At 60.5% G+C, this 23,113-nt stretch carries 22 protein-coding genes; 10 read left to right on the top strand and 12 right to left on the bottom strand.

Annotated elements, in window-relative coordinates; all coding sequences use genetic code 11:
- Complete coding sequence (locus N8H71_RS12610) at positions 1-672, bottom strand: class I SAM-dependent methyltransferase (protein WP_262194226.1); 672 nt, start codon at positions 670-672, stop codon at positions 1-3.
- 38 nt (positions 673-710) lie between these two features.
- A complete protein-coding gene (locus N8H71_RS12605; RefSeq protein WP_262194225.1) occupies positions 711-1,859 on the bottom strand; it encodes a GGDEF domain-containing protein in 1,149 nt (382 codons plus the stop codon).
- A 109-nt stretch (positions 1,860-1,968) separates the two neighbouring features.
- Here N8H71_RS12605 and N8H71_RS12600 point away from each other — a divergent pair, with 109 nt between their 5' ends.
- Positions 1,969-2,361 (top strand): GFA family protein, encoded by a 393-nt coding sequence (locus N8H71_RS12600; RefSeq protein ID WP_262194224.1) that lies wholly within the window; start codon positions 1,969-1,971, stop codon positions 2,359-2,361.
- Positions 2,362-2,399: 38 nt separating this feature from the next.
- Here N8H71_RS12600 and N8H71_RS12595 read toward each other — a convergent pair whose 3' ends face one another.
- On the bottom strand, positions 2,400-3,230 hold the full coding sequence (locus N8H71_RS12595) for an alpha/beta fold hydrolase (protein ID WP_085608972.1): 831 nt from the start codon (positions 3,228-3,230) through the stop codon (positions 2,400-2,402).
- Between the two features lie 239 nt (positions 3,231-3,469).
- On the opposite strand from N8H71_RS12595, the gene N8H71_RS12590 reads away from it, so the two are divergent.
- The 4 genes from N8H71_RS12590 (at position 3,470) to N8H71_RS12575 (ending at position 7,712) form a co-directional block, all read left to right on the top strand.
- Positions 3,470-3,925, top strand: coding sequence for a (2Fe-2S)-binding protein (locus tag N8H71_RS12590; RefSeq protein ID WP_007956954.1), 456 nt, complete (start codon positions 3,470-3,472; stop codon positions 3,923-3,925).
- Between the two features lie 17 nt (positions 3,926-3,942).
- Entirely contained in the window at positions 3,943-6,105 is a 2,163-nt protein-coding gene (locus N8H71_RS12585; RefSeq protein WP_262194223.1) for a xanthine dehydrogenase family protein molybdopterin-binding subunit, read from the top strand.
- Position 6,106: 1 nt separating this feature from the next.
- The gene (locus tag N8H71_RS12580; protein ID WP_262194222.1) at positions 6,107-6,685 is read left to right on the top strand and encodes a hypothetical protein; all 579 of its coding nucleotides are present in this window, start codon (positions 6,107-6,109) and stop codon (positions 6,683-6,685) included.
- Positions 6,686-6,746: 61 nt separating this feature from the next.
- Entirely contained in the window at positions 6,747-7,712 is a 966-nt protein-coding gene (locus N8H71_RS12575; RefSeq protein WP_262194221.1) for a sensor domain-containing diguanylate cyclase, read from the top strand.
- 94 nt (positions 7,713-7,806) lie between these two features.
- Here N8H71_RS12575 and N8H71_RS12570 read toward each other — a convergent pair whose 3' ends face one another.
- Positions 7,807-8,232 carry a VOC family protein gene (locus N8H71_RS12570; protein ID WP_064595490.1) on the bottom strand — a complete coding sequence of 142 codons (426 nt, stop codon included), beginning with the start codon at positions 8,230-8,232 and terminating at the stop codon, positions 7,807-7,809.
- A 113-nt stretch (positions 8,233-8,345) separates the two neighbouring features.
- Here N8H71_RS12570 and N8H71_RS12565 point away from each other — a divergent pair, with 113 nt between their 5' ends.
- Positions 8,346-9,209 carry a LysR family transcriptional regulator gene (locus tag N8H71_RS12565; protein WP_262194220.1) on the top strand — a complete coding sequence of 288 codons (864 nt, stop codon included), beginning with the start codon at positions 8,346-8,348 and terminating at the stop codon, positions 9,207-9,209.
- A 43-nt stretch (positions 9,210-9,252) separates the two neighbouring features.
- On the opposite strand, the gene fabI is transcribed toward N8H71_RS12565, so the two are convergent.
- The 8 genes from fabI to gloB form a co-directional block, all read right to left on the bottom strand.
- Positions 9,253-10,047 carry an enoyl-ACP reductase FabI gene (gene fabI / locus N8H71_RS12560; RefSeq protein ID WP_262194219.1) on the bottom strand — a complete coding sequence of 265 codons (795 nt, stop codon included), beginning with the start codon at positions 10,045-10,047 and terminating at the stop codon, positions 9,253-9,255.
- A 19-nt stretch (positions 10,048-10,066) separates the two neighbouring features.
- A complete protein-coding gene (locus N8H71_RS12555; RefSeq protein ID WP_262194218.1) occupies positions 10,067-11,677 on the bottom strand; it encodes an ABC transporter ATP-binding protein in 1,611 nt (536 codons plus the stop codon).
- A 1-nt stretch (position 11,678) separates the two neighbouring features.
- Complete coding sequence (locus N8H71_RS12550) at positions 11,679-12,698, bottom strand: ABC transporter permease (protein WP_262194217.1); 1,020 nt, start codon at positions 12,696-12,698, stop codon at positions 11,679-11,681.
- A 1-nt stretch (position 12,699) separates the two neighbouring features.
- Complete coding sequence (locus N8H71_RS12545) at positions 12,700-13,773, bottom strand: microcin C ABC transporter permease YejB (protein ID WP_085686478.1); 1,074 nt, start codon at positions 13,771-13,773, stop codon at positions 12,700-12,702.
- Between the two features lie 4 nt (positions 13,774-13,777).
- A complete protein-coding gene (locus N8H71_RS12540; protein WP_262194216.1) occupies positions 13,778-15,619 on the bottom strand; it encodes an extracellular solute-binding protein in 1,842 nt (613 codons plus the stop codon).
- A complete protein-coding gene (locus tag N8H71_RS12535) occupies positions 15,616-17,448 on the bottom strand; it encodes an extracellular solute-binding protein (protein WP_262194215.1) in 1,833 nt (610 codons plus the stop codon). The genes N8H71_RS12540 and N8H71_RS12535 overlap by 4 nt, the downstream gene beginning before the upstream one ends.
- 167 nt (positions 17,449-17,615) lie before the next feature.
- Entirely contained in the window at positions 17,616-19,094 is a 1,479-nt protein-coding gene (locus N8H71_RS12530) for a LysM peptidoglycan-binding domain-containing protein (protein ID WP_262194214.1), read from the bottom strand.
- A 99-nt stretch (positions 19,095-19,193) separates the two neighbouring features.
- Complete coding sequence (gloB, locus tag N8H71_RS12525; RefSeq protein WP_262194213.1) at positions 19,194-19,961, bottom strand: hydroxyacylglutathione hydrolase; 768 nt, start codon at positions 19,959-19,961, stop codon at positions 19,194-19,196.
- 65 nt (positions 19,962-20,026) lie between these two features.
- Between gloB and N8H71_RS12520 the strand changes: the two genes are divergently transcribed.
- From N8H71_RS12520 to N8H71_RS12505, 4 genes are all read left to right on the top strand, one after another.
- The gene (locus tag N8H71_RS12520) at positions 20,027-20,785 is read left to right on the top strand and encodes a methyltransferase domain-containing protein (protein ID WP_007956935.1); all 759 of its coding nucleotides are present in this window, start codon (positions 20,027-20,029) and stop codon (positions 20,783-20,785) included.
- 91 nt (positions 20,786-20,876) lie between these two features.
- Positions 20,877-21,338 (top strand): ribonuclease HI, encoded by a 462-nt coding sequence (gene rnhA / locus N8H71_RS12515; protein WP_039770807.1) that lies wholly within the window; start codon positions 20,877-20,879, stop codon positions 21,336-21,338.
- Between the two features lie 84 nt (positions 21,339-21,422).
- The gene (locus N8H71_RS12510) at positions 21,423-22,349 is read left to right on the top strand and encodes a hypothetical protein (RefSeq protein WP_262194212.1); all 927 of its coding nucleotides are present in this window, start codon (positions 21,423-21,425) and stop codon (positions 22,347-22,349) included.
- Positions 22,350-22,404: 55 nt separating this feature from the next.
- Positions 22,405-23,079: a hypothetical protein gene (locus N8H71_RS12505; RefSeq protein ID WP_262194211.1), complete on the top strand. Its 675-nt coding sequence runs from the start codon at positions 22,405-22,407 to the stop codon at positions 23,077-23,079.
- Positions 23,080-23,113: the final 34 nt, after the last annotated feature.

The raw sequence follows: 23,113 nt of genomic DNA, 5'->3' as shown, positions 1-23,113 counted from the left end.
TTAACTGCGACGTTCGGCAATCATCAGCAATGACTGCGGCACCGGGCTTTGCGGATGCTGCGGTTCGCGCAGGCCGGTCAACTGCAGGCCGGCGATGTCCAGCGCATTCAGCCAACTGGACAGGGTGCGGAAATACCATGGCATTGGCGACCACTCGCCCTGGAATCCGTCGAAAGTTTCTTCCCGCCAGCCATCCTGATAATCACCGGCGGCCACCGACCACGGATGCAGCGTCTGGATCACCAGCGCACCGCCAGGCACGAGCAGGGCATTCATCGCCGCGAGCAGCGGAATGATGTCCTGATGCAACAGAGAGAAATTGGCGCAGATCAGGTCGTAATCGCGGCCGATGTCGACCTTCGCTTCAACCAGGTCTTCGTAGCTGGCGACATGCACGGCCGATGAACCGGCCACCCGCGCGGCCTCGACCAGCGTCGCATCGCCATCCACGCCGACCGCGTCGAACCCTCGCTCGGCCAGCGCCCGCAACAGCCAGCCTTCGCCACATCCCAGATCGAGCACGCGCTCCGGCTGGCGCCCCATCACCGCCAGCAGAATGGCCTGTTCGGTGACCTGCCGGCGACTCTCGATGGCGCCGCTGCGTACGGCTTCGGTCCAGGCCCGGGCATTATGGTGCCAGCTCTGGAGGAGGGTGGATTCAGGCGAGGACATTGCGAACTCCGACGTTACGGGATGCAGGCAAGGATAGGTCAGGTGTAGTCGGCCAGCTGAATCCGGTTGCGACCGCCGCGCTTGGATTCGTAGAGCGCGCTGTCACCCTGTTCGATCAACGCCGCGAGGCTGGCCGGCGGCTGATCGAACACCTTGGCGCCGATGCTCAGGGTGACCGCTTGCGGGGTGGAATAGGTCTGGGACGTCATTTGCTGAAACTGCTCGCGCAGCGCACTGCCCAGCACCATGATCTGTGCGTGGGACGCATCGCCCAGCAGCATCACGAATTCGTCACCGCCCAGCCTTGCCGCCAGCGCGCCTTTGGGCAGCACCGCGCGGATCATTTCGCTGAGGGCGATGAGCAAGCGGTCGCCAGCGGTGTGGCCGTACAGGTCGTTGATCTGTTTGAAGTTGTCGATGTCGATCAGCAGCAGGGCGCCGGGCCGGGTATTGGACACTTCATCAAGTAGACGCGGTGCGCGGACTTCCAGGGCGCGGCGGTTGTACAGCGCGGTCAGCGGGTCACGGGCGGCCAGTTCGGCGATCTGCTTTTCCCGCCGATAGCGCTCGGTGCCGGTCATCGACAGCGCGATCAGCATGATCGCCATCGCGCCCTCGACCAAGGAAATCTGAATGATCTCGCCGCGCAGAGACGCCAGATCGATCAGCGTGCCCGGAATCACCGCGATGATCGCCTTGGTGAAATAGAACACGCCGTGGATCAGCAGCACATAGCGCAATTGCACCGCGCCAACGCTCAACGATTTGCCGTGAGGACGCAGCAACAGGCTGGCCCGCAGCATCAACACGGCAACCAGCAGCGAGTTGGCCATCAGCATGATCTTCGACCACGACGGACTTTCAGGTAACAGCAGCAACGCCAGCCACAGCAGAAACATCAAGTACCAGGCCCGCGATAACCGCCTCTGCGTAAACCGCGCGACCCCCAGCAGAAACAGCCAGTGCGCGACCACCAGCAAGCCGTTGGCGAACCATATCCCGATCAGCGGATAGCCATTGGCGCGCAGCAGGGCCAGGCTCGAACCGACGGTGATGGTGGCGAAACCGGCGCTCCAGAACAGCAGGGAAGGTTCGCGGATGCTGCGCCATTCGACCGCCAGATACAGGGCGGCCGCCGCGGCCAGGGCGGTGGAAATGGTGAGCATCGTGAGGGGATCGAGCGCCATGAAAGAACGGGTCTGCCTGAATAGTGTTAATGGGCCACGATTGTAAGCGTTCCCCCAGAGGGCTGCTATTTTCACTCACCGGATATTCCATTTTCAGACGAGGTGTCCCATGGGCCGATTGACCGGCGGTTGTCTGTGCGGCGAGGTGCGGATCGAGGCGTCAGGGCGGCCCTACAGGGTTGGCGTTTGCCATTGTCTGGATTGCCGCAAACACCATGGTGCGTTGTTTGCTGCGTCGGCGATCTTTCCCGAGGATGCGGTGACGATCAGCGGCGAGACCCATGACTATGCCGGGCGACATTTCTGTCCGCGCTGTGGCTCGTCGGTGTTCGGCCGTAGTGGCGATGAAGTCGAGGTGAATCTGGGTGCGCTGGATGCGCCGGACCAGTTCCAGCCCACCTATGAGCTATGGACGGTGCGTCGCGAGTCATGGCTGCCGGCCTTTCCATTGGGCCGACATTACGTGCGTGATCGCGAGGGAATGGAGCGAACCGAAGAGTAGCCGGGGCCAGGCAGGGCGCCTGACCCCGGACAATTTGATCAGCCGCGAATGAACGCCAGCAGATCCGCGTTGATCGTCGGCGCCTCGGTGGTCGGCATCCCGTGGGGGAAGCCCGGATAAATCTTCAGCGTGCTGTTTTTCAGCAGTTTTGCCGATAACACACCGGCGTTTTCATACGGCACGATCTGGTCATCGTCGCCGTGCATCACCAGCACCGGGATCGAGATGCTTTTCAGGTCGGCGGTGAAGTCGGTCTGAGAGAAAGCAACGATCCCGTCGTAGTGGGCCTTGGCGCCGCCCATCATCCCTTGGCGCCACCAGTTCAGCACGACAGCTTCCGAAGGTTTGGCCCCCGGGCGGTTGTAGCCGTAGAACGGGCCGGCCGGCACGTCGTGATAGAACTGCGAGCGATTGGCCGCCAGTTGTGCCTGAAGATCGTCGAACACCGACTTGGGCAAACCACCGGGGCTGCTGTCGGTTTTCACCATCAGCGGTGGCACGGCGCTGATGATCGCGGCTTTGGAGACCCGATCCTCGCCATGCCGGGCGATGTAATGAATCACTTCTCCGCCACCGGTGGAGTGACCGACGTGCACGGCTTTCTGCGTCCCCAGATGATTGACCACCGCCGCCACGTCGTCGGCGTAATGATCCATGTCGTGACCGTCCCAGACCTGGCTCGAACGCCCGTGACCCCGTCGATCATGGGCCACGACCCGGAAGCCTTGGGCGAGGAAGAACAGCATCTGCGCATCCCAGTCGTCCGCGCTGAGTGGCCAGCCGTGGTGGAAGTGGATCACCGGGGCGTCTTTCGGGCCCCAGTCCTTGTAGAAGATTTCGACGCCGTCTTTCGTTGTGACATATCCCATGTTCGCGACTCCTGGAAAATGTGAAAGGGCAGGTCTTGCGATGACAACCGGATCAACTGTAGGAGCAAAGTCGTCACTTTGGTCGAAGAATTCCCGAACGGTGCTGCATGACCGGTGGTCGCAGCGGCTGGTTGTCGGGTCAAAATGCGCTTAGCTGAAAGGGATAAGCCGAGGCGCGCACAGGCTTCGAGAGCTGTAGCAGTGCCCTTCAGAACACCGTGAGTCTGAGGAAGTCCCCGATGCTGACCTTGAACATCAATGGCAAGGATCAGGAGCTCGATGTCCCCGCGGACATGCCGTTGCTCTGGGTCCTGCGCGATGTCGCGCACCTGACCGGTACCAAATTCGGTTGCGGCATGGCGCAGTGCGGTGCCTGCACCGTGCACGTCGATGGCGCACCGCTGCGCTCGTGCATCACACCGGCCACGGCCGTCGCCCACGGCCAGAAAATCCTTACCATCGAAGGCCTGTCGAGCGACGGTTCGCACCCGGTGCAGCAAGCCTGGGCCGAACTGGACGTGGTGCAATGCGGTTACTGCCAGTCCGGGCAGATCATGTCCGCCGCCGCGTTGCTGGCGAAAATCCCCAAACCCACCGACAGCGATATCGATCAGGCGCTCTCCGGCAACATCTGCCGTTGCGGCACGTATCCAAGAATCCGCGCAGCGGTCAAACGCGCCGCCGACATCGGCTGAGCGAGGGGAGGTGAGTGATGAACAGTCCCGTATCCCGTCGCGGATTTCTCAAGGGCAGCGCTGTGCTTGGTGGTGGTCTGGTGGTGGCCTTCGTGGTGCCCGGTGGCAACCGGTTCGCCATGGCGGCCGAGAATGAAGGCAAGGTGTTTGCGCCGAACGCATTCCTGCGGATTGCGGCGGACAACAGCGTCACCGTGTTGCTTGGCCATTCGGAAATGGGCCAGGGCATCTGGACCGGCCTGACCATGTTGATCGCCGAAGAGCTGGACGCCGACTGGTCGAAGATCCGTGTCGAACACTCGCCGGCTTCGGCGGCCGATTACGGCATGCCCGGTTTTGGCGGGATGCAGATTACCGGCGGCTCCACTTCAACCTGGATGGAATTCGACCGTTACCGCCTCGCCGGTGCCACGGCGCGGCAGATGCTGATCGAAGCGGCGGCCAAGCGTTTCAACGTGGCGCCGTCGACGATCCGCACCGAATCCGGCGTGGTGATTGCCGGCGACAACCGCGCCACCTACGGCGAACTGGCGGACGCCGCCGGGCAACTGCCGGTGCCGGATCCGAAGTCGATCACCTTCAAGGAAGCCAAGGATTGGAAGGTCATCGGCAAACCTACCAAACGCCTCGACACCCCGGAGAAAATCACCGGACGCGCCAAGTTCGGCATGGACGTGCAGTTCGACGGACTGATGACGGCGATGGTCGCGCGGGCGCCAGCCTTCGGCGCCACGGTGAAATCCTTTGAAGGCGCAGAAGCCCTGGCGATCCCCGGCGTGCACAAAGTGGTGCAGGTGCCAACCGGTGTGGCGGTAGTCGCCGAGCATTATTGGGCGGCGAAACTGGGGCGCGATGCGCTGAAGGTCGATTGGGACCTGGGGCCTCACGCTGATCTGAGCAGTGAAAAGCTCTTGGCGAGTTTTCGCAAACTGGCGGCCACGCCGGGCACCTCGGCGGCGCAGGCTGGCGATGCCAAGGGCAATTTCGGCAAGGCGGCGAAGAAAATCGACGTCGAATACAGCGTGCCGTACCTGGCCCATGCGCCGATGGAGCCGCTCAACTGCACGGTGAAGATCAGCGCCGACAAGTGCGAGATCTGGACCGGCACCCAGTTCCAGACGCTGGATCAGATGGTCGCCGGCAAAATCACCGGGCTCAAGCCGGAGCAGGTCGAGATCCACACCGAATTCCTCGGCGGCGGTTTCGGCCGGCGGGCCAACCCGACCTCGGACTTTGTCGCCGAAGCGGTGCAAGTGGCCAAGGCTGCCGCGATGCCGGTAAAAACCGTGTGGTCGCGTGAAGACGATATTCGTGGCGGTTACTACCGCTCGATGTTCCTGCATCAGGCGAAGATCGGCCTCGGCGCCGACGGCATGCCGCTGGCATGGCAGCATGTGTTGGTCGGGCAGTCGATCATGGCTGGCACCATGCTCGAGAAAACCATGGTCAAGAACGGCGTCGACCAGACGTCGGTCGAAGGCGTTTCGGACAGCCCGTACATCAAGGGCCTGGCCCATCATCAGGTCGATCTGCACTCGCCGACCACGGGGATCAACGTGCTCTGGCTGCGTTCGGTGGGTCATAGCCACACCGCGTTTGTCATGGAGTCGCTGATCGATGAACTGGCCACGGCGGCGGGCAAGGACCCGGTGGAGTACCGACGAACGCTGCTCAAGGATCATGCCCGGCATCTTGGCGTGTTGAATCTGGCAGTAGAGAAGGCCAACTGGAAAGCCCCGCTGCCGGACGGACATGCGCTGGGTGTGGCGGTGCACGAATCGTTCGGCAGTTACGTGGCGCAGGTGGCCGAGGTGTCCCAGGACAATCTGGCGATCCGCGTTCATCGCGTGGTCTGCGCGGTGGACTGCGGGATTGCGGTCAACCCGCAGAGCATCGCGGCGCAGATGGAGTCGTGCATCACCTTCGGCCTGGGCATGGCGCTGCACAGCAAACTGACCCTCAAGGACGGCCATGTCGTGCAGTCCAACTATCACGACTATCAAGTGCTGCGCCTGAACGAGATGCCGGTGGTCGAGGTGCACATCGTGCCGAGCACCGACAAACCCGGCGGTATCGGCGAGGCCGGCGTGCCGCCCACGGCGCCGGCGGTGGCCAACGCGGTGTTCGCCCTGACCGGGCAGCGTCTGCGGGAACTGCCGCTGCTTTTGTCGGGGGTGTGAGATGAAACGACATCTGTTGTTGGGCACGGTGATTCTGCTTGGGTTGGGCGGTTATGCGTCGGATCTGTTCGCTGACGATCAGGAAGCCCTGAAGGCTTTTGGCACGGTGCAGAAAGTCTTCCAGAGCCCGCGCTGCCAGAACTGTCACATTCCCGGCGATTCACCCTTGCAGTTCGACGCCGGCATTCCCCACGCCATGAGCGTGGTCCGCGGCATGGACGGCAAGGGCGCGGCCGGCCTGCCATGCGCCACCTGCCACGCCGAAAGCAATCCGCCGGCCAGTTACGGCCCTCACGCGCCACCGGGCGCGCCGCACTGGAGCCTGCCGCCAGCCGCCCACAAGATGGCCTGGATCGGCCTGCCGCCGGATCGTTTGTGCGCGATGATCAAGGACCGCGCCAGCAACGGCGACCGGGATTTCGCCGCGCTGATCAAACACGTCAACGAGGACAAACTGGTGCTCTGGGGCTGGAATCCCGGAGCAGGGCGCGCGCCGGTTCCGGTGCCGCACGATATCTTCGTGACCCAGTTCAAACTGTGGGCCGATGCGGGTGGGCCATGTCCGGTGGTCGGCGGGTGAGAGGTTGAGTCATCGCTGAATCGGTCTACGCTCAAGTGCATCGACGACAAAGGAGTGTGTGATGCTGGTACCCGGCAAACCCGCCAATGAAGCTGTCCGCATTCAAGCGCTGCAGGACCTGAAGCTGCTCGACACCGCACCGGAAGAGCGTTTCGACCGGCTGACGCGACTGGCCAAGCGTCTGTTCAACGTGCCGATCGCACTGGTCACGCTGGTGGATAAGGAGCGGCAATGGTTCAAGTCCTGCGTGGGGCTGGACACGACCGAAACGCCACGCTCGGTTTCATTCTGTGGCCATGCGATTCTCAGGGACGAGCTCCTGCTGGTACCTGACGCCCGAGAGGACGAGCGTTTTCACGACAACCCGTTGGTTACCGGGGAGCCGAACATCCAGTTCTACGCCGGTTATCCGCTGACCGTGCCCAACGGCAACAAGATGGGCACGCTGTGCCTCATCGACACCAAACCTCGCGAACTCGACGACGAAGAGCGTGCCTTGCTGCGTGATCTCGCGGGCATGGCCGAGCAGGAGCTGATGGCCGTGCAGATGGCGAGCATGGACGAGCTGACGCTGCTGTCCAACCGTCGCGGCTTCAAGATGCTGGCCCAGCACGCGCTGGATGCCTGCGCACGCCTGGAAAAACCGGCGACGCTGCTGTTTTTCGACCTCAATGACTTCAAGCAGATCAACGACCTTTATGGGCATGCCGAGGGCGACAGCGCGCTGAAGAATTTTGCCGATGTGCTGCGCATCGCCTTTCGCGAGAGCGATGTGGTCGGACGCCTGGGCGGCGACGAGTTCGTGGCGCTGCTGACCGGCTCAAGTCACGTTGAAACCACCAGAATCATGGCGCGGCTCAAGGAAATCCTCGAAGAGCGCAATGCTACGTTGCACCGGGGTTACGCGATTCGGTTCAGTGTCGGTCAGATCGAATACGACCCGCGACGGCATGAAACGGTAGACAAGCTGCTGGCGGATGCGGATGCGGCGATGTATGAGCACAAGCAGGCTTTGAAGCGTTGTTAGTCCTGGCCTCATCGCGAGCAAGCTCGCTCCCACAGGAGTCGTATTTCAAAGGGTGGGAGCGAGCTTGCTCGCGAAGGCTTATGTACAGGCGCTGCTATTTGGCAAACAACTGCCCGATATCCTTGAACGCCTTGAACTCCAGCGCATTGCCGCAAGGGTCAAACAGGAACATCGTCGCCTGTTCGCCCACCAGTCCCTGAAACCGGATTCCCGGTTCGATCACAAACCGCGTGCCCAGTGACTTCAAACGCTCGGCCAACGCATGCCATTCCTCCATCCCCAGCACCACACCGAAATGCGGCACCGGCACGTCATGCCCGTCCACGGCGTTGGTGTGCGCCGCTTCCTGCGAGGCGTTCTTCGGCGCCAGGTGAATCACCAGTTGATGCCCGAAGAAATTGAAGTCGACCCAGTGATCGCTGGAGCGACCCTCTTCGAGTCCGAACACCTCACGGTAGAAATGCCGGGCAGCGGCGAGGTCGTACACCGGAATGGCCAGATGGAAGGGGCTAAGTGACATAGGCGCGGTCTCTATCAAGGGTTGAGGTGAGTTGAGTCTAGCGCTGTGCTTTTCGATTGAAAGACGATAGTTTTTGCGCCGAGCTCAAATTATTTCGATCAGTCGAGGCGCCCATGCTGCGTGAACTGAAAACCTTTCTGGCAGTTGCGCGGCATGGCACGTTTGCCGCCGCCGGTCTGCATATCGGCCTGACGCAATCGGCGGTCAGCGCGCAGATTCGCAACCTGGAGCAGGCTTTGGGCGTGCGCCTGTTCGATCGCACCGGGCGACAGGCGATCCTTAATCCGGCCGGGCAGCGCGCGGTGCCGATGGCGCAGGAAATGCTCGCCACTTTCAGCCGCATGGCGATCAGCGAAGATGTCAGCGAGTTTCGCGGCGAGCTGAGAATCGGCGCCGTGGCGACCGCGCAAACCGGGCTGTTGCCTCAGGCGTTATTGCGCTTGCGGCAACAGGCACCCGGCGTGGAGCCGAAACTGGTGCCGGGTGTGTCGCTGAACCTGTTGAGCCAGGTGGATGCCGGAGAAGTCGATCTGGCGATCATGATCAAGCCGCCGTTCGAATTGCCCAAGGAGCTGTCGGCGCAGGTGATTCGTCGCGAGCCGTTCGTGTTGATCGTGCCGACAACGGTTGAGGGCGATGATCCGCTGCAATTGCTCGCCGAGCATCCCCATGTGCGCTACGACCGCAATTCGTTTGGGGGACGACTGGTGACGCGGTTTCTGCGTGAACAGCGAATCGACGTCCACGTAGCGCTGGAGCTGGATGAGCTGGAAGCGATCGTGAAGATGGTCGAGTGCGGGCTCGGGGTTTCATTGCTGCCCAGGGCCGGGCTGTGGCTGGAGCATCCGTTGAAGGTGAGGGTGATCGCACTGGGAGAGCTGACGTTCTATCGGGAAATGGTGGTTTTGCAGCGCTACAGCCAGCGCTCTCAACCGATTCAACAGTTGTTCGTCCGTTGCCTGGAATCGCAGGCATGAAAAAGCCCGCCAATAGGCGGGCTTTTTATAGGCAGCGCGAAGATTACTCTTCGATGTTGCCCATGGCGGTGGTGTTGAAGCCGCCGTCCACGTAAGTGATTTCACCGCTGATGCCGGACGCCAGGTCCGAGCACAGGAAGGCGCCGACGTTGCCGACTTCGTCGATGGTGACATTGCGACGAAGCGGGGTTTGCGCTTCGTTGGCGGCCAGCATCTTGCGGAAGCTCTTGATGCCGGAAGCGGCCAGGGTGCGGATCGGGCCGGCCGATACGCAGTTGACGCGAGTGCCTTCCGGGCCCAGGGAGCCAGCCAGGTAACGTACGCCGGCTTCCAGCGAGGCTTTGGCCATGCCCATGACGTTGTAGTTCGGCATGGTGCGCTCGGCGCCCAGGTACGACAGGGTCAGCAGGCTGCCGTTGCGGCCCTTCATCATTTCGCGACCGGCCTTGGCCAGGGCGACGAAGCTGTAGGCGCTGATGTCGTGGGAGATGCGGTAGCCTTCACGGGTGGTGACTTCGGTGAAGTCGCCGTCCAGTTGGTCGCCCGGAGCGAAGCCGACGGAGTGCACGATGCAGTCCAGGCCGTCCCACTTCTTGCTCAGCTCTTCGAAGACCTTGGCGATTTCTGCATCGCTGGCCACGTCGCACGGGAAGCACAGCTCAGGGCTCGAACCCCAGCCCTGTGCGAACTCTTCAACGCGACCTTTCAGTTTTTCGTTCTGATAAGTGAAGGCAAGCTCAGCGCCCTCGCGATGCATGGCGGCAGCGATGCCGGATGCGATGGACAGCTTGCTGGCGACACCGACGATCAGTACGCGCTTACCGGCGAGAAAACCCATGTGTTGCTCCTCTTTCAGGTTATTGCGCAGTGGCTGGTGCCAGGAAAGCGGCCTCCAGCAACTGCTGTGTATACGGATGTTGGGGGGCGGCAAAGATACTTTGCGCGTCTCCCTGTTCGACCACTTGGCCATGCTTGACCACCATCAGTTGGTGGCTCAGCGCTTTCACAACAGCCAGGTCATGGCTGATGAACAAATACGTCAGGTTGTACTTGGCTTGCAGTGAACGCAACAGCTCCACCACTTGCCGCTGCACCGTCCGGTCGAGGGCCGAAGTCGGCTCGTCCAGCAGGATCAGCGCCGGTTTGAGCACCAAAGCCCGGGCTATGGCAATTCGCTGCCGTTGCCCACCGGAAAATTCGTGGGGGTAGCGGTGCCGGGTTTCCGGATCCAGACCTACCTCCTTCAATGCCGCAATAATTGCCGCTTCCTGCTCGGCGGCGGTGCCCATCTTGTGGATCCGCAGGCCTTCGCCAACGATGTCATTCACGCACATCCGCGGGCTCAGGCTGCCAAACGGATCCTGAAACACCACCTGCATCTCCCGACGCAACGGCCGGACCTCGCTTTGCGTCAGGCAGTCTAGCTGCTTGCCTTCAAAACGGATCGCACCTTGGCTGCCGATCAACCGCAGGATCGCCAGACCCAGGGTGGATTTGCCGGAACCGCTTTCCCCCACAATCCCCAGGGTCTGACCCTGAGGCAGGCTGAAATTGATGCCGTCCACTGCCTTGACGTGATCCACCGTGCGCTTGAGCAGGCCTTTCTTGATCGGGAACCAGACTTTCAGATCCTCGACTTCAAGCAGCGGCGCCCCGACTTTATTGCTCGCCGGGCCTCCGCTGGGCTCTGCGCCAAGCAGTTCCCGAGTGTACGGATGCTGCGGCGAACGGAACAGCTCTTCGCACGATGCCTGTTCGACGATGCAACCGCGCTGCATGACACATACACGATGCGCAATTCTTCGCACGAGGTTCAAATCGTGACTGATCAGTAACAGCGCCATGCCCAATCGGGCCTGCAATTCCTTGAGCAGGTCGAGGATTTTCAGCTGAACGGTCACGTCCAGTGCGGTAGTCGGTTCGTCGGCGATCAACAGTTCCGGCTCGTTGGCCAGGGCCATGGCGATCATCACGCGCTGGCGCTGGCCGCCGGACAATTCGTGGGGCAGGGCCTTGAGGCGCTTGTGCGGCTCGGGGATGCCGACCATTTCCAGCAGCTCCAGCGTGCGCTTGGTCGCGACTTTGCCGGTCAGGCCCTTGTGGATGCCCAGCACTTCGTTGATCTGCTTCTCGATCGAGTGCAGCGGGTTGAGCGAGGTCATCGGCTCCTGAAAGATCATTGCGATCCGGTTGCCACGAATGTGACGAATGGTTTTTTCGCTCAGCTCCAGCAGGTTCTGCCCGGAATAGTTGATGCTGCCGGCCGGATGTCGCGCCAGCGGGTAGGGCAGCAGGCGCAGGATCGAATGCGCCGTCACCGACTTGCCCGAGCCGCTTTCGCCCACCAGCGCCAGGGTTTCGCCGCGCTTGATGTCGAAACTCACGCCTTCGACCACCCGTTGCACGCGATCACCGATGCCGAATTCGACGGCCAGGTCGCGGATTTCGATCAGATTGTCCTGATTCATGTCACTTCCTCGGGTCGAAGGCATCGCGAGCGGACTCGCCGATGAACACCAGCAGACTCAACATCAGTGCCAGCACCGCAAACGCACTCATGCCCAGCCACGGCGCTTGCAGGTTGGATTTGCCCTGGGCCACCAGTTCACCCAGCGACGGACTGCCGGCCGGCAAGCCGAAACCGAGGAAGTCCAGGGCGGTGAGGGTGCCGATGGCGCCGGTCAGAATGAACGGCATGAAGGTCATGGTCGAAACCATGGCGTTGGGCAGAATGTGGCGGAACATGATCGCGCCGTTCTGCATGCCCAGCGCTCTGGCTGCACGCACGTATTCCAGGTTGCGCCCGCGCAGGAACTCGGCGCGCACCACATCCACCAGGCTCATCCACGAGAACAGCAGCATGATCCCCAGCAGCCACCAGAAGTTCGGCTGGACGAAACTGGCGAGAATAATCAGCAGGTACAACACCGGCAAGCCCGACCAGATCTCCAGAAAACGCTGGCCGGCCAGATCGACCCAGCCGCCGTAGAAGCCCTGCAAGGCACCGGCGATCACGCCGATGATCGAGCTGAGCAGGGTCAGGGTCAGGGCGAACAGCACCGACACTCGGAAGCCGTAGATGACCCGCGCCAGCACATCGCGGCCCTGATCGTCGGTGCCCAGCAGGTTGTCCGCCGACGGCGGGGCGGGGGCCGGGACTTTCAGGTCGTAGTTGATGCTCTGGTAGCTGAACGGAATCGGCGCCCACAGCACCCACGCGTCCTTGGCCTTGAGCAGTTCGCGGATGTACGGGCTCTTGTAGTTGGCTTCCAGCGGGAATTCGCCGCCGAAAGTGGTTTCCGGGTAGCGCTTGATCGCCGGGAAGTACCAGTTGTTGTCGTAGTGCACCACCAGCGGCTTGTCGTTGGCGATCAGTTCAGCGCCCAGGCTCAGGCCGAACAGGATCAGGAACAGCCACAGCGACCACCAGCCTCGCTTGTTAGCCTTGAACAGCTCGAAGCGCCGGCGGTTGAGAGGGGACAGGTTCATCTCAATGCTCCCGGCTGGCAAAGTCGATGCGCGGATCGACGAGGGTGTAGGTGAGGTCGCCGATCAGTTTCACCACCAGCCCCAGCAGGGTGAAGATGAACAGGGTGCCGAACACCACCGGGTAATCGCGGTTGATCGCCGCTTCGAAGCTCATCAGGCCGAGGCCGTCGAGGGAGAAGATCACTTCCACCAGCAACGAACCGGTGAAAAAGATGCCGATGAACGCCGACGGGAACCCCGCGATCACCAGCAGCATCGCATTGCGAAACACATGGCCGTAGAGCACGCGATTGCGGGTCAGACCCTTGGCCTTGGCGGTGACCACGTACTGCTTGTTGATCTCGTCGAGGAAGCTGTTTTTGGTCAGCAGGGTCATGGTCGCGAAGTTGCCGATCACCAGCGCCGTCACCGGCAGCGCCAGGTGCCAGAAGTAATCGAGTATCTTGCCACCCAGGCTCAGCTCATCGAAGTTGTTCGAGGTCAGCCCGCGCAACGGGAACCAGTCCAGATAACTGCCGCCGGCAAACACCACGATCAGCAGAATCGCAAACAGGAACGCCGGAATCGCATAACCGACGATGATCGCCGAACTGGTCCAGACGTCGAAATGACTGCCGTGCCGCGTGGCCTTGGCGATCCCCAGCGGGATCGACACCAGGTACATGATCAGCGTGCTCCACAGCCCGAGGGAGATCGACACCGGCATCTTTTCCTTGATCAGGTCGATGACCTTGGCGTCGCGGAAGAAGCTGTCGCCGAAATCCAGCCGGGCGTAGTTCTTGACCATGATCCACAGACGTTCCGGGGCCGACTTGTCGAACCCGTACATCTTCTCGATTTCCTTGATCAGCGCCGGGTCCAGGCCCTGCGCGCCGCGATAGGACGAACCGGCCACCGACACTTCGGCACCGCCACCGGCGATGCGGCTGGTGGCGCCTTCGAAGCCTTCGAGCTTGGCGATCATCTGTTCCACCGGCCCGCCGGGCGCGGCCTGGATGATCACAAAGTTGATCAGCAGAATGCCGAACAGGGTCGGGATGATCAGCAGCAGTCGCCGAAAAATGTACGCCAGCATCTGATTACTCCGTGCCCGCAGGGTCGGCTTGCAGTTGGGTTTCGACTTCTACTGCCGGTTTCGCATCGGGTTTGATCCACCAGGTGTTAATGCCGATGTCGTACTTGGGAGAGACTTTCGGGTGGCCGATGTGGTTCCAGTACGCCACGCGCCAGGTCTTGATGTGCCAGTTCGGGATCACGTAGTAACCCCATTGCAGCACACGGTCGAGGGCGCGGGCGTGGGCCACCAGGCTTTTGCGCGAATCGGCGTTGATCAGGTTTTCCACCAAGTGATCGACAATAGGATCTTTCAGGCCCATGGAGTTGCGGCTGCTGGCCTTGTCGGCGGCGGCGCTCATCCAGAATTCCCGTTGTTCGTTGCCGGGTGAGTTGGACTGCGGGAAGCTGCCGACGATCATGTCGAAGTCCCGCGAACGTACGCGGTTGACGTATTGCGAGACGTCGACGCGACGGATCACCAGATCGATGCCAAGGTCAGCGAGGTTGCGCTTGAATGGCAACAACACGCGTTCGAATTCGGTCTGCGCCAGCAGGAATTCGATGACCACCGGTTTGCCGGTCGCGTCGACCATTTTGTCGTCGACGATCTTCCAGCCAGCCTCTTGCAGCAACTGATACGCCTCGCGCTGTTGCGTGCGGATCATGCCGCTGGCGTCGGTTTTCGGATTCTCGAAGGCTTCGCTGAACACTTGCGCCGGCAGCTTGCTGCGAAACGGATCGAGGATCGTCACCTGTTCTGCATCAGGCAGGCCGGTGGCGGCCATTTCCGAGTTTTCGAAGTAACTGCGGGTGCGGGCATAAGCACCGTTGAACAGTTGCTTGTTGGTCCATTCGAAGTCGAACAGCAGGCCGAGAGCCTGGCGTACCCGCACGTCCTGAAACACCGGGCGGCGCAGGTTGAAGACAAAACCCTGCATGCCGGTCGGGTTGCTGTTGGCAATCTGTTCCTTGATCAGCCGCCCTTCGGTCACTGCCGGTACGTTGTAGGCGTTGGCCCAGTTTTTCGCGGCCATTTCCAGCCAATAGTCGAACTGCCCGGCTTTCAACGCTTCCAGCGCGACGGTGTTGTCGCGGTAATAGTCGGTGGTCATCACGTCGAAGTTGTAGAAGCCACGGTTGGCCGGCAGGTCCTTGCCCCAGTAATCCTTGACCCGCTCATAACGCACCGAGCGTCCGGCCTTCACTTCGGTGACCTTGTACGGGCCGCTGCCCAGCGGGATTTCCAGATTACCCTTGTTGAAATCACGCTCGGCCCACCAGTGTTTCGGCAGCACCGGCAACTGGCCGAGGATCAGCGGTAATTCGCGGTTGTTGGTGTGCTTGAACTTGAACAGCACCTTGAGCGGATCTTCGGCGATCACCTCTTCAACATCGGCGTAGTAGCCGCGATACATCGGTGCGCCTTCCTTGGTCAGCGTCTGGAAGCTGAACACCACATCGTCGGCACGTACTGGGTGGCCGTCGTGAAACTTCGCTTCGGGACGCAGGTAGAAGCGTACCCAGCTGTTGTCCGGGGCCTTTTCGATCTTGGCGGCGATCAGGCCGTATTCGGTGAACGGCTCGTCCAGGCCCTGTTTGGCCAGGGTGTCGTAGATCAGGCCGATATCGTCCGCCGGCACGCCTTTGCTGATGAACGGGTTGAGGCTGTCGAAACCGCCGAAGCCGGCCTGGCGGAAGATTCCGCCCTTGGGCGCGTCGGGGTTCACGTAGTCGAAATGCTTGAAGTCGGCGGGGTATTTCGGCGGTTCGTTGTACAGGGTCACGGCGTGTTGCGGGGCGGCAAAGGCCAGCCCGGCGAACAGCAGACCGCTGGCCTGCACGAGCAGGGCGCGGATAGGCTTCATCGATCTTTCTCCGAAGATTTCAGCCACCACGCGCTCAGGCCCAGGGTGTAGGGCGGCGTGGTGACGAAGGCGAACCGGTTGCGGTACGCCAGACGGTGATAATTGAGGTACCAGTTGGGAATGCTGTAGTGCTGCCAGAGCAGCACGCGGTCCAGCGCCTTGCCGGCGGCGACCTGTTCATCGCGCGTGCGGGCGGCGAGCAGTTGCTCGAGCAGGTGGTCGACCACCGGGTTGGCGATGCCCGCGTAATTTTTGCTGCCCTTGACCCCGACCTGGCTGGAGTGGAAGTACTGCCACTGTTCAAGCCCCGGGCTGAGGGTCTGGTTGAGGGTCATCAGGATCATGTCGAAATCGAACTGGTCCAGACGCTGTTTGTACTGGGCGCGATCCACCGTGCGCAGGCGCGCGTCGATGCCGATGCTGTTGAGGTTCTCGATGTACGGCTGGAGGATCCGCTCCAGGTTCGGATTGACCAGCAGCAGCTCGAAACGCAATGGCTGGCCGGCGGCGTTCTGCAGGCGCTGGCCGTTGAGCTTCCAGCCGGCCTCGGCCAGCAGCGCCAGGGCTTTGCGCATGGTTTCCCGGGGAATGCCGCGCCCATCGGTCTGCGGCAGCGTGAACGGTTCGGTGAAGAGGCGCGCCGGCAGTTGATCCTTGTACGGCTTGAGCATCAGCCATTCATGACCGACCGGCAGGCCGACGGCGCTGAATTCGCTGTTGGGGTAGTAGCTGGTGGTGCGTTTGTAAGCGTCGCTGAACAGCGCGCGATTGGTCCACTCGAAGTCGAACATCAGGCCCAACGCTTCGCGCACCTTGATATCGGCAAAGGCCGGGCGCCGGGTGTTCATGAACAGACCCTGACTCTGGGTCGGGATCTGGTGCGGGATCTGCGCCTTGATCACGTCGCCGCGACGGATCGCCGGGAAGTTGTAACCGTTGGCCCAGTTCTTGGCCTGATGCTCGATATAGATGTCGAACTCGCCGGCCTTGAACGCTTCGAACGCCACATCGCTGTCGCGGTAGAACTCGACTTCCATACGGTCGACGTTGTACTTGCCGCGATTGACCGGCAGGTCCTTGCCCCAGTAGTCCTTGACCCGCTCGAAAATCAGCTGCCGGCCCGGCGTGACCGAGGTGATGCGGTACGGCCCGCTGCCCAGCGGCGGCTCGAAGGTGGTGGCCTTGAAGTCGCGGCCTTTCCAGTAATGCTGGGGCAGCACCGGCAATTCGCCCAGACGCAGGATCAGCAACGGATTGCCGCTGCGCTTGAGCACAAACCGGATGCGCTGCGGGTTGAGAATATCGACGCGGAGCACTTCCTGAAGGGCGGTGCGGTACAGCGGATGACCTTCCTTGAGCAGCAGGCGATAGGAGAACGCCACGTCGTATGCGGTGATCGGCGTACCGTCGTGGAAGCGCGCTTGCGGGCGCAGATTGAACACCACCCAGCTGCGATCTTCGCTGTACTCCACCGATTGGGCGATCAGGCCGTAACTGGACGCCGGTTCGTCCCCGGACGGCGAATACTGGCCGGTGCCGACCATCAGCGGCTCGTTCAGCTCATTGATGCCGTACTGCAGGAAATTAGGCGTCGTAACCGGGCTGGTGCCCTTGAAGGTATAGGGGTTGAGCGTATCGAAGGTGCCAAACGCCATCACCCGCAAGGTACCACCCTTGGGCGCTTGCGGGTTGACCCAGTCGAAGTGGGTAAATCTGGCCGGGTACTTGAGCGTGCCGAACTGCGCATAACCGTGGCTTTCGGTGATCGTCGCGCTGACGGGGGAGCTCAAGGCCAGGCTGATCAGGAGCAGGAGGAGGGGACGCTTCAAGTCAGATCCGATCCAGGCGGCTTGGGCTTTGTGGGCCGTACAGTAACAGCTTGTATGGACAGGAAAAAGACAGGGACTTAATGCACCGTTAATTGTGGGCGTTGTCTGCACCGAAGGCGAAAAGTGACAGGCGAAAAAAAAAGCCCCTGAAATTCAGGGGCTCCTTGTCAGTGCGGCTGATAGACCGTGAGCATCTGCCCAGGCTTGAGCGCCTTGCCGGCGCCCGGATTCCAGCGCTTGAGGTGCTGCATCTCGACATTGAAACGCTTGGCCACCACGTACAGGGTGTCGCCGCGTTTGACCTTGTACTGGGTCTGCTGCTTGGTGTCGTCCTTGTCTTTGGCCTTGCTGCTGGTCTTGCTGTTGGCAGCAACGACCGTATTGATGCGCCCGCCATTCTTGCGGGTTGGCGTGCGCTGGGTGTTGTCGCGCATGACCAGAGTCTGGCCGACCTTGAGGTTCTTGCCGGTCAGCTTGTTCCAGCGTTGCAGGTCCTTGACCTCGACCTTGTTGGCCTTGGCGATAGAACCGAGGTTGTCGCCCCGCTTGACCCGATAGGCACGCTTGGCCTGTGCGATCTCGCTCGGGTCGGCGCCTTCGAACACCGGTTTCAGCGAACGCGGGCTGATCAGCTCTTCAGGACGCATGGTCTGCAGGCTGGCGGTCAGCAGTTGCGCCTTCGAGGTCGGCACCAGCAGGTGCTGCGGGCCGTCGATGGTGGTGCGCTGCTTGAACGCCGGGTTGAGCTGGAACAGTTCGTCTTCGTCGATGTTGGCCACCGCCGCGACTTTGGACAGGTCCATGCGCTGGTTGATTTCGACGACCTGGAAATACGGTTCGTTGGCGATCGGGTTGAGGTTTACGCCATAGGCTTCCGGCGTCAGTACCACTTGCGAGAGCGCCAGCAGTTTCGGCACATAAGCCTGGGTTTCCGCGGGCAGCGGCAGGTTCCAGTAATCGGTCGGCAGGCCGAGTTTTTCGTTACGCTCGATGGCGCGGCTGACCGTGCCTTCCCCGGCGTTGTACGCGGCCAGGGCCAACAGCCAGTCACCGTTGAACATGTCGTGCAGGCGGGTCAGGTAGTCCATCGCTGCGGTGGTCGAAGCAGTAATGTCGCGACGGCCATCGTAGAAACGGGTCTGGCGCAGGTTGAAGTAGCGCCCGGTGGACGGAATGAACTGCCACAGGCCCGAAGCGTCGGCACGGGAGTAGGCCATCGGGTTGTAAGCGCTTTCGATGACCGGCAGCAGCGCCAGCTCCAGTGGCATGTTGCGTTCTTCGAGGCGCTCGACGATGTAATGAATGTAGAGGCTGCCACGTTCGCCGGCGTTCTCGAGAAAGGACGGATTGCTCGCAAACCACAGGCGCTGTTGCTCGATGCGCGGGTTCACGCCCAGACCTTCCTGCAACTGGAAACCGCTGCGCATGCGTTCCCAGATGTCCTGGGGCACTTGCGGGCTAGGCTTTTCCGATAACCAGATGGGCTTCTGCTTGGCTCGCGCAGCAATGTTCGGCGTATGTGTCGCCTCAGTCTGCGGAGCATGGCTGGAGCAGCCCGCCAGCGTGGCGGACACAGCCACCGCGATGGCTTGTGCCAGGCGGGTCAACGCATCTGAATTGACGGACTTACGTATGGATGACGACATTGGCTGGAAGTAAGTTCCGGGCAAAAATGTCGGGCGATTCTAGAAAGCGGACCCCCTGCGGTCAACCATTCAGAATTTTTGTACCAGGCAGTAAGCCACTTAGAACGTATCTTTCCATGCCCGCAGAGCCGCAAAAACCTCACTCGGCGCCCGGTTTTGAGGCCCGTTCCGTTCGTCCACTTTTTGTGTAACTAATGTTTCAGCGGTACGCAAAAACGGATTGGTGAGTTTTTCCAGGGCGAGGGTCGAGGGCAGCGTCATGACGCCGTGCTCCCGTTGCCGGGCAACTTTTTCCAGACGGGCGGCGATGTCCGGGTTGCCCGGCTCCACGGCGGCAGCGAATTTCAGATTGCTCAGGGTGTATTCGTGAGTGCAGTAGACCAGCGTGTCTTCGGGCAGTGCGGCCAGACGGCTCAACGAAGCGTGCATTTGTTGCGGCGTCCCTTCGAATAGTCGGCCGCAGCCGGCAGCGAACAGGGTGTCGCCACAGAACAGCAGGCCGTGATGGTAGTAGGCGATGTGTCCCAGGGTGTGGCCGGGCACGGCATAGACGTCGAAGTCCCAGCCGAGCACGCGCACCGTGTCGTTATCCTTGAGGGCCACGTCCCGCGCCGGGATGCTCTCGCTGGCCGGTCCGTAGACTGTGGCGCCGGTGGCCTTTTTCAGCGCTTCGACGCCGCCGACATGGTCGTGGTGATGGTGAGTGATGAGGATGTCGCCGAGCACCCAGCCCGGATGCGCGTCGAGCCACGCCTGCACGGGCGCGGCGTCGCCCGGATCGACCACCGCGCAGCGCTGCGTGGCATGATCCTGTAACAACCAGATGTAGTTGTCGGTGAAGGCGGGCAGGGCACTGATCTGTATCATCTTCGGATTCGCCAAGCGGGTAACATTGGCGCATCTTAGAGGTTCCTGGCGTGTTGGAGAATGCAATGATCGATAAAGCGTTCGCTCAGGCCGATCCTGACTGGCTGGCCCTGATCGGGGCGGCCCGTGAATGGCTGTCCGGCCCCCTCGGGCAATTTCTGCTGGACGAAGAACGCCGCATGCTCGAAGACGAGCTGGGCCGGTTCTTCGGCGGCTATCTGGTGCATTACGGGCCGTCCGCCGAAACGCCGCCGTCGGCGCCGCAGGTACAGCGCAACGTGCGGCTCGGCGCGCCGTTGCCGGGGGTGGAGATCGTCTGCGAAGAGCAAGCCTGGCCGTTGAGCGAGCACGCCGCCGACGTGGTGGTGTTGCAGCACGGTCTGGATTTTTGCCTGTCGCCCCACGGTCTTTTGCGTGAGGCGGCCAGCAGCGTGCGCCCCGGCGGGCATCTGCTCATTGTCGGCATCAATCCCTGGAGCACGTGGGGCCTGCGACATGTGTTCGCCCATGACGCCTTGCGTCAGGCCCGCTGCATCTCGCCGTCACGGGTGGCCGACTGGCTCAACCTGCTGGGCTTCGCGCTGGAGAAACGCCGCTTCGGGTGCTATCGTCCGCCGCTCGCGTCACCCAAGTGGCAGGCCCGTCTGGCCGGCTGGGAACGCAAGGCCGGCGACTGGCAACTGTCGGGCGGCGGCTTCTATTTACTGGTCGCGCGCAAGATCGTGGTCGGCCTGCGCCCGGTGCGGCAGGAACGCCGCGAGCCGATGGGCAAGCTGATTCCGCTGCCGATGGCCAAGGTCAACCGCCGGCGCATCGAACCGTAAACCTTCTTTTATTTGTGGCCGGGTCAATCCCGGCCTCGGCCATTGTCGATCCGTGATCGGCAAGGCCAAGCATTTTTCTGGATAGACTGGCATGAGCGAAAGCGTCGATAGCGTAGAACTGTTCACTGACGGCGCCTGCAAGGGCAACCCCGGCCCGGGCGGCTGGGGCGCCTTGCTGGTGTGCAAGGGCGTGGAAAAGGAACTGTGGGGCGGCGAAGCCAACACCACCAACAACCGCATGGAGCTGCTCGGCGCGATTCGCGGCCTGGAAGCCCTCAAGCGTCCGTGCGAAGTGCTGCTGGTGACCGACTCGCAATACGTGATGAAAGGCATCAACGAGTGGATGGCCAACTGGAAGAAGCGCGGCTGGAAAACCGCCGCCAAGGAACCGGTAAAAAACGCCGACCTGTGGAAGGAACTCGACGAGCAGGTCAACCGCCACAAGGTCACCTGGAAGTGGGTTCGCGGCCACATTGGCCACCACGGCAACGAACGGGCCGACCAGTTGGCCAATCGTGGGGTGGATGAGGTTCGCGGTTACAAGCAGGACTGAGATATTCGGTGCACAGGACATTTTGAGACATGACGGTTCGAGTTCAATTTCCGTAAACGAGTAATTTTCGCAGGGACGTGAGATATGACCAAGTCGCTGGTTGATGATCTGATTGAATGGTTCGGTTGCAAGTCGAAGACATTCGACACGTTCATTGCTCGTCATGCCCATATCAAGGAGTGGGCAATATCGGCAGATTTTTGTTTTGACAAGAGCCTGCCGAATCAGACCTATGCGTTTACTGTGATTCCGCTCAATAAAGCCGAACTCACAATCATGGATGAGATAACTCAGAAACTCCCTAGAGATCTTAAAAAGACTCGGAATGTCACAGAAGAAATGTTGAGCTTTCTACGAAGTGAAAGTTTTTTCCATTTCGGATTTGTCGTCGATAAGCATCGCAACGCCAGTGCTTCAGATGTAAAAGCCCAGATTGACCAAATGGTTCGTTTTTTTCGCAAGGGAAATGCGACTGAAGCGTTGTTGAAAAATTTCGAGTCGCTGGGCGTTGCCGCGCAAGCCAAAGCTTTCAATACCCGTCTTTACATGGACATGATGGTGCTGTGCAGTCTGTTTACTTTTATTGTATTGCTATTGGCTCGGGATACTGGCGCTCAGCGAATAGATCTTTATCCCGACAGAGACAAAATGACGGATTGGCTTGATGGGCTATATGGAGATTTAGTGAATCACATGGTCCGGCATGACATTGCCGCTCGTGGAATAGATAAAGCGGGGTTTAAAGTCAGAACGGTTGCTCAGTCCAGACAAAGTACGCAAAAAGGTGTTTGGTATGATCCGTTTGTGCGCTTGCCCGACTATGTGGCTGGGGCGTTGGCAAAGATGACATGGCTAGGAGAACCTTTGCTGGCGGATAAACAGTCGCGCGTACGTACGGGGGCTTTTCAGGACGCTGATAACATGTTTTTTTGTGATCTCGATTTTGAATGTCCATGGGGACCTTCGGGGTTTGCATTTGAGCGTTTTGATTTTCGGACGGCTTTTACGTAGCAGTTAAAACAATTAAAATTTTCTGAATTTTATTTTTTCTTGGAGTGAATAGATCATGGATGTTGACTTGTTTCTGGAACGGAAACACGAAGATTCAGTCATCGATATTTTCAGAAAGCGTGCAGAAAAACTCGCCCGCACTAGAAATAAGCGTTTCATGTCTTCACCTCTTGATGGCCAGGATCGTGAACTTGGGGCGGATTTGTTTGTAACGGCAAGCACCAAGTTTCTGATTGTAGAATTCAAGTATCAAGAGCCTCAGATCGCCAATGAAGCTGATAAGCCATTGCGACTGGAGCTCTGCAAGGCGCTATCAGCGGATTCGTTTCGGATGAAGCAACATGTTGGATGCCATCTCATTGCCTGGTCTACCGCTGAAGATGATCCAGACGTTTTGCTCAATAAGTACTGTGATGAGGTATGTAATGCCGAAATCTGGAAAGAGAGTGGGCTGGCTGCGTCGGCACCGGATAAGCAAGGCCGAATCAAAGATGTAGAATTTATTCATGACTTGCTCAGCGCAAAGTTAGGGCTAAAGTATTCGGCGTTTAGCTCCTACATACAGTGGTTGAAAGAGCTTGCTGGTGATAATAATGGACGCTTTGAGCTGCTTATGGAGCATCCAGATGACGATGTAGTGAAGGCTTTGACTTTTACGACCTTGCAATCATTGAAGGCTTGGCTGGACAACAATCCTCCGAAGCCAAAGCCTCCGACGGTTCAAATTTGATGATTGCCTGCTGAGCATCCTGAAAGTCAAAAGG

The organism is Pseudomonas koreensis, from assembly GCF_025447595.1.
GTDB lineage: Bacteria > Pseudomonadota > Gammaproteobacteria > Pseudomonadales > Pseudomonadaceae > Aquipseudomonas > Aquipseudomonas koreensis_H.
Note: the sequence above shows the minus strand (reverse complement) of the source record. Positions and strands in the feature narration are given on the sequence as shown.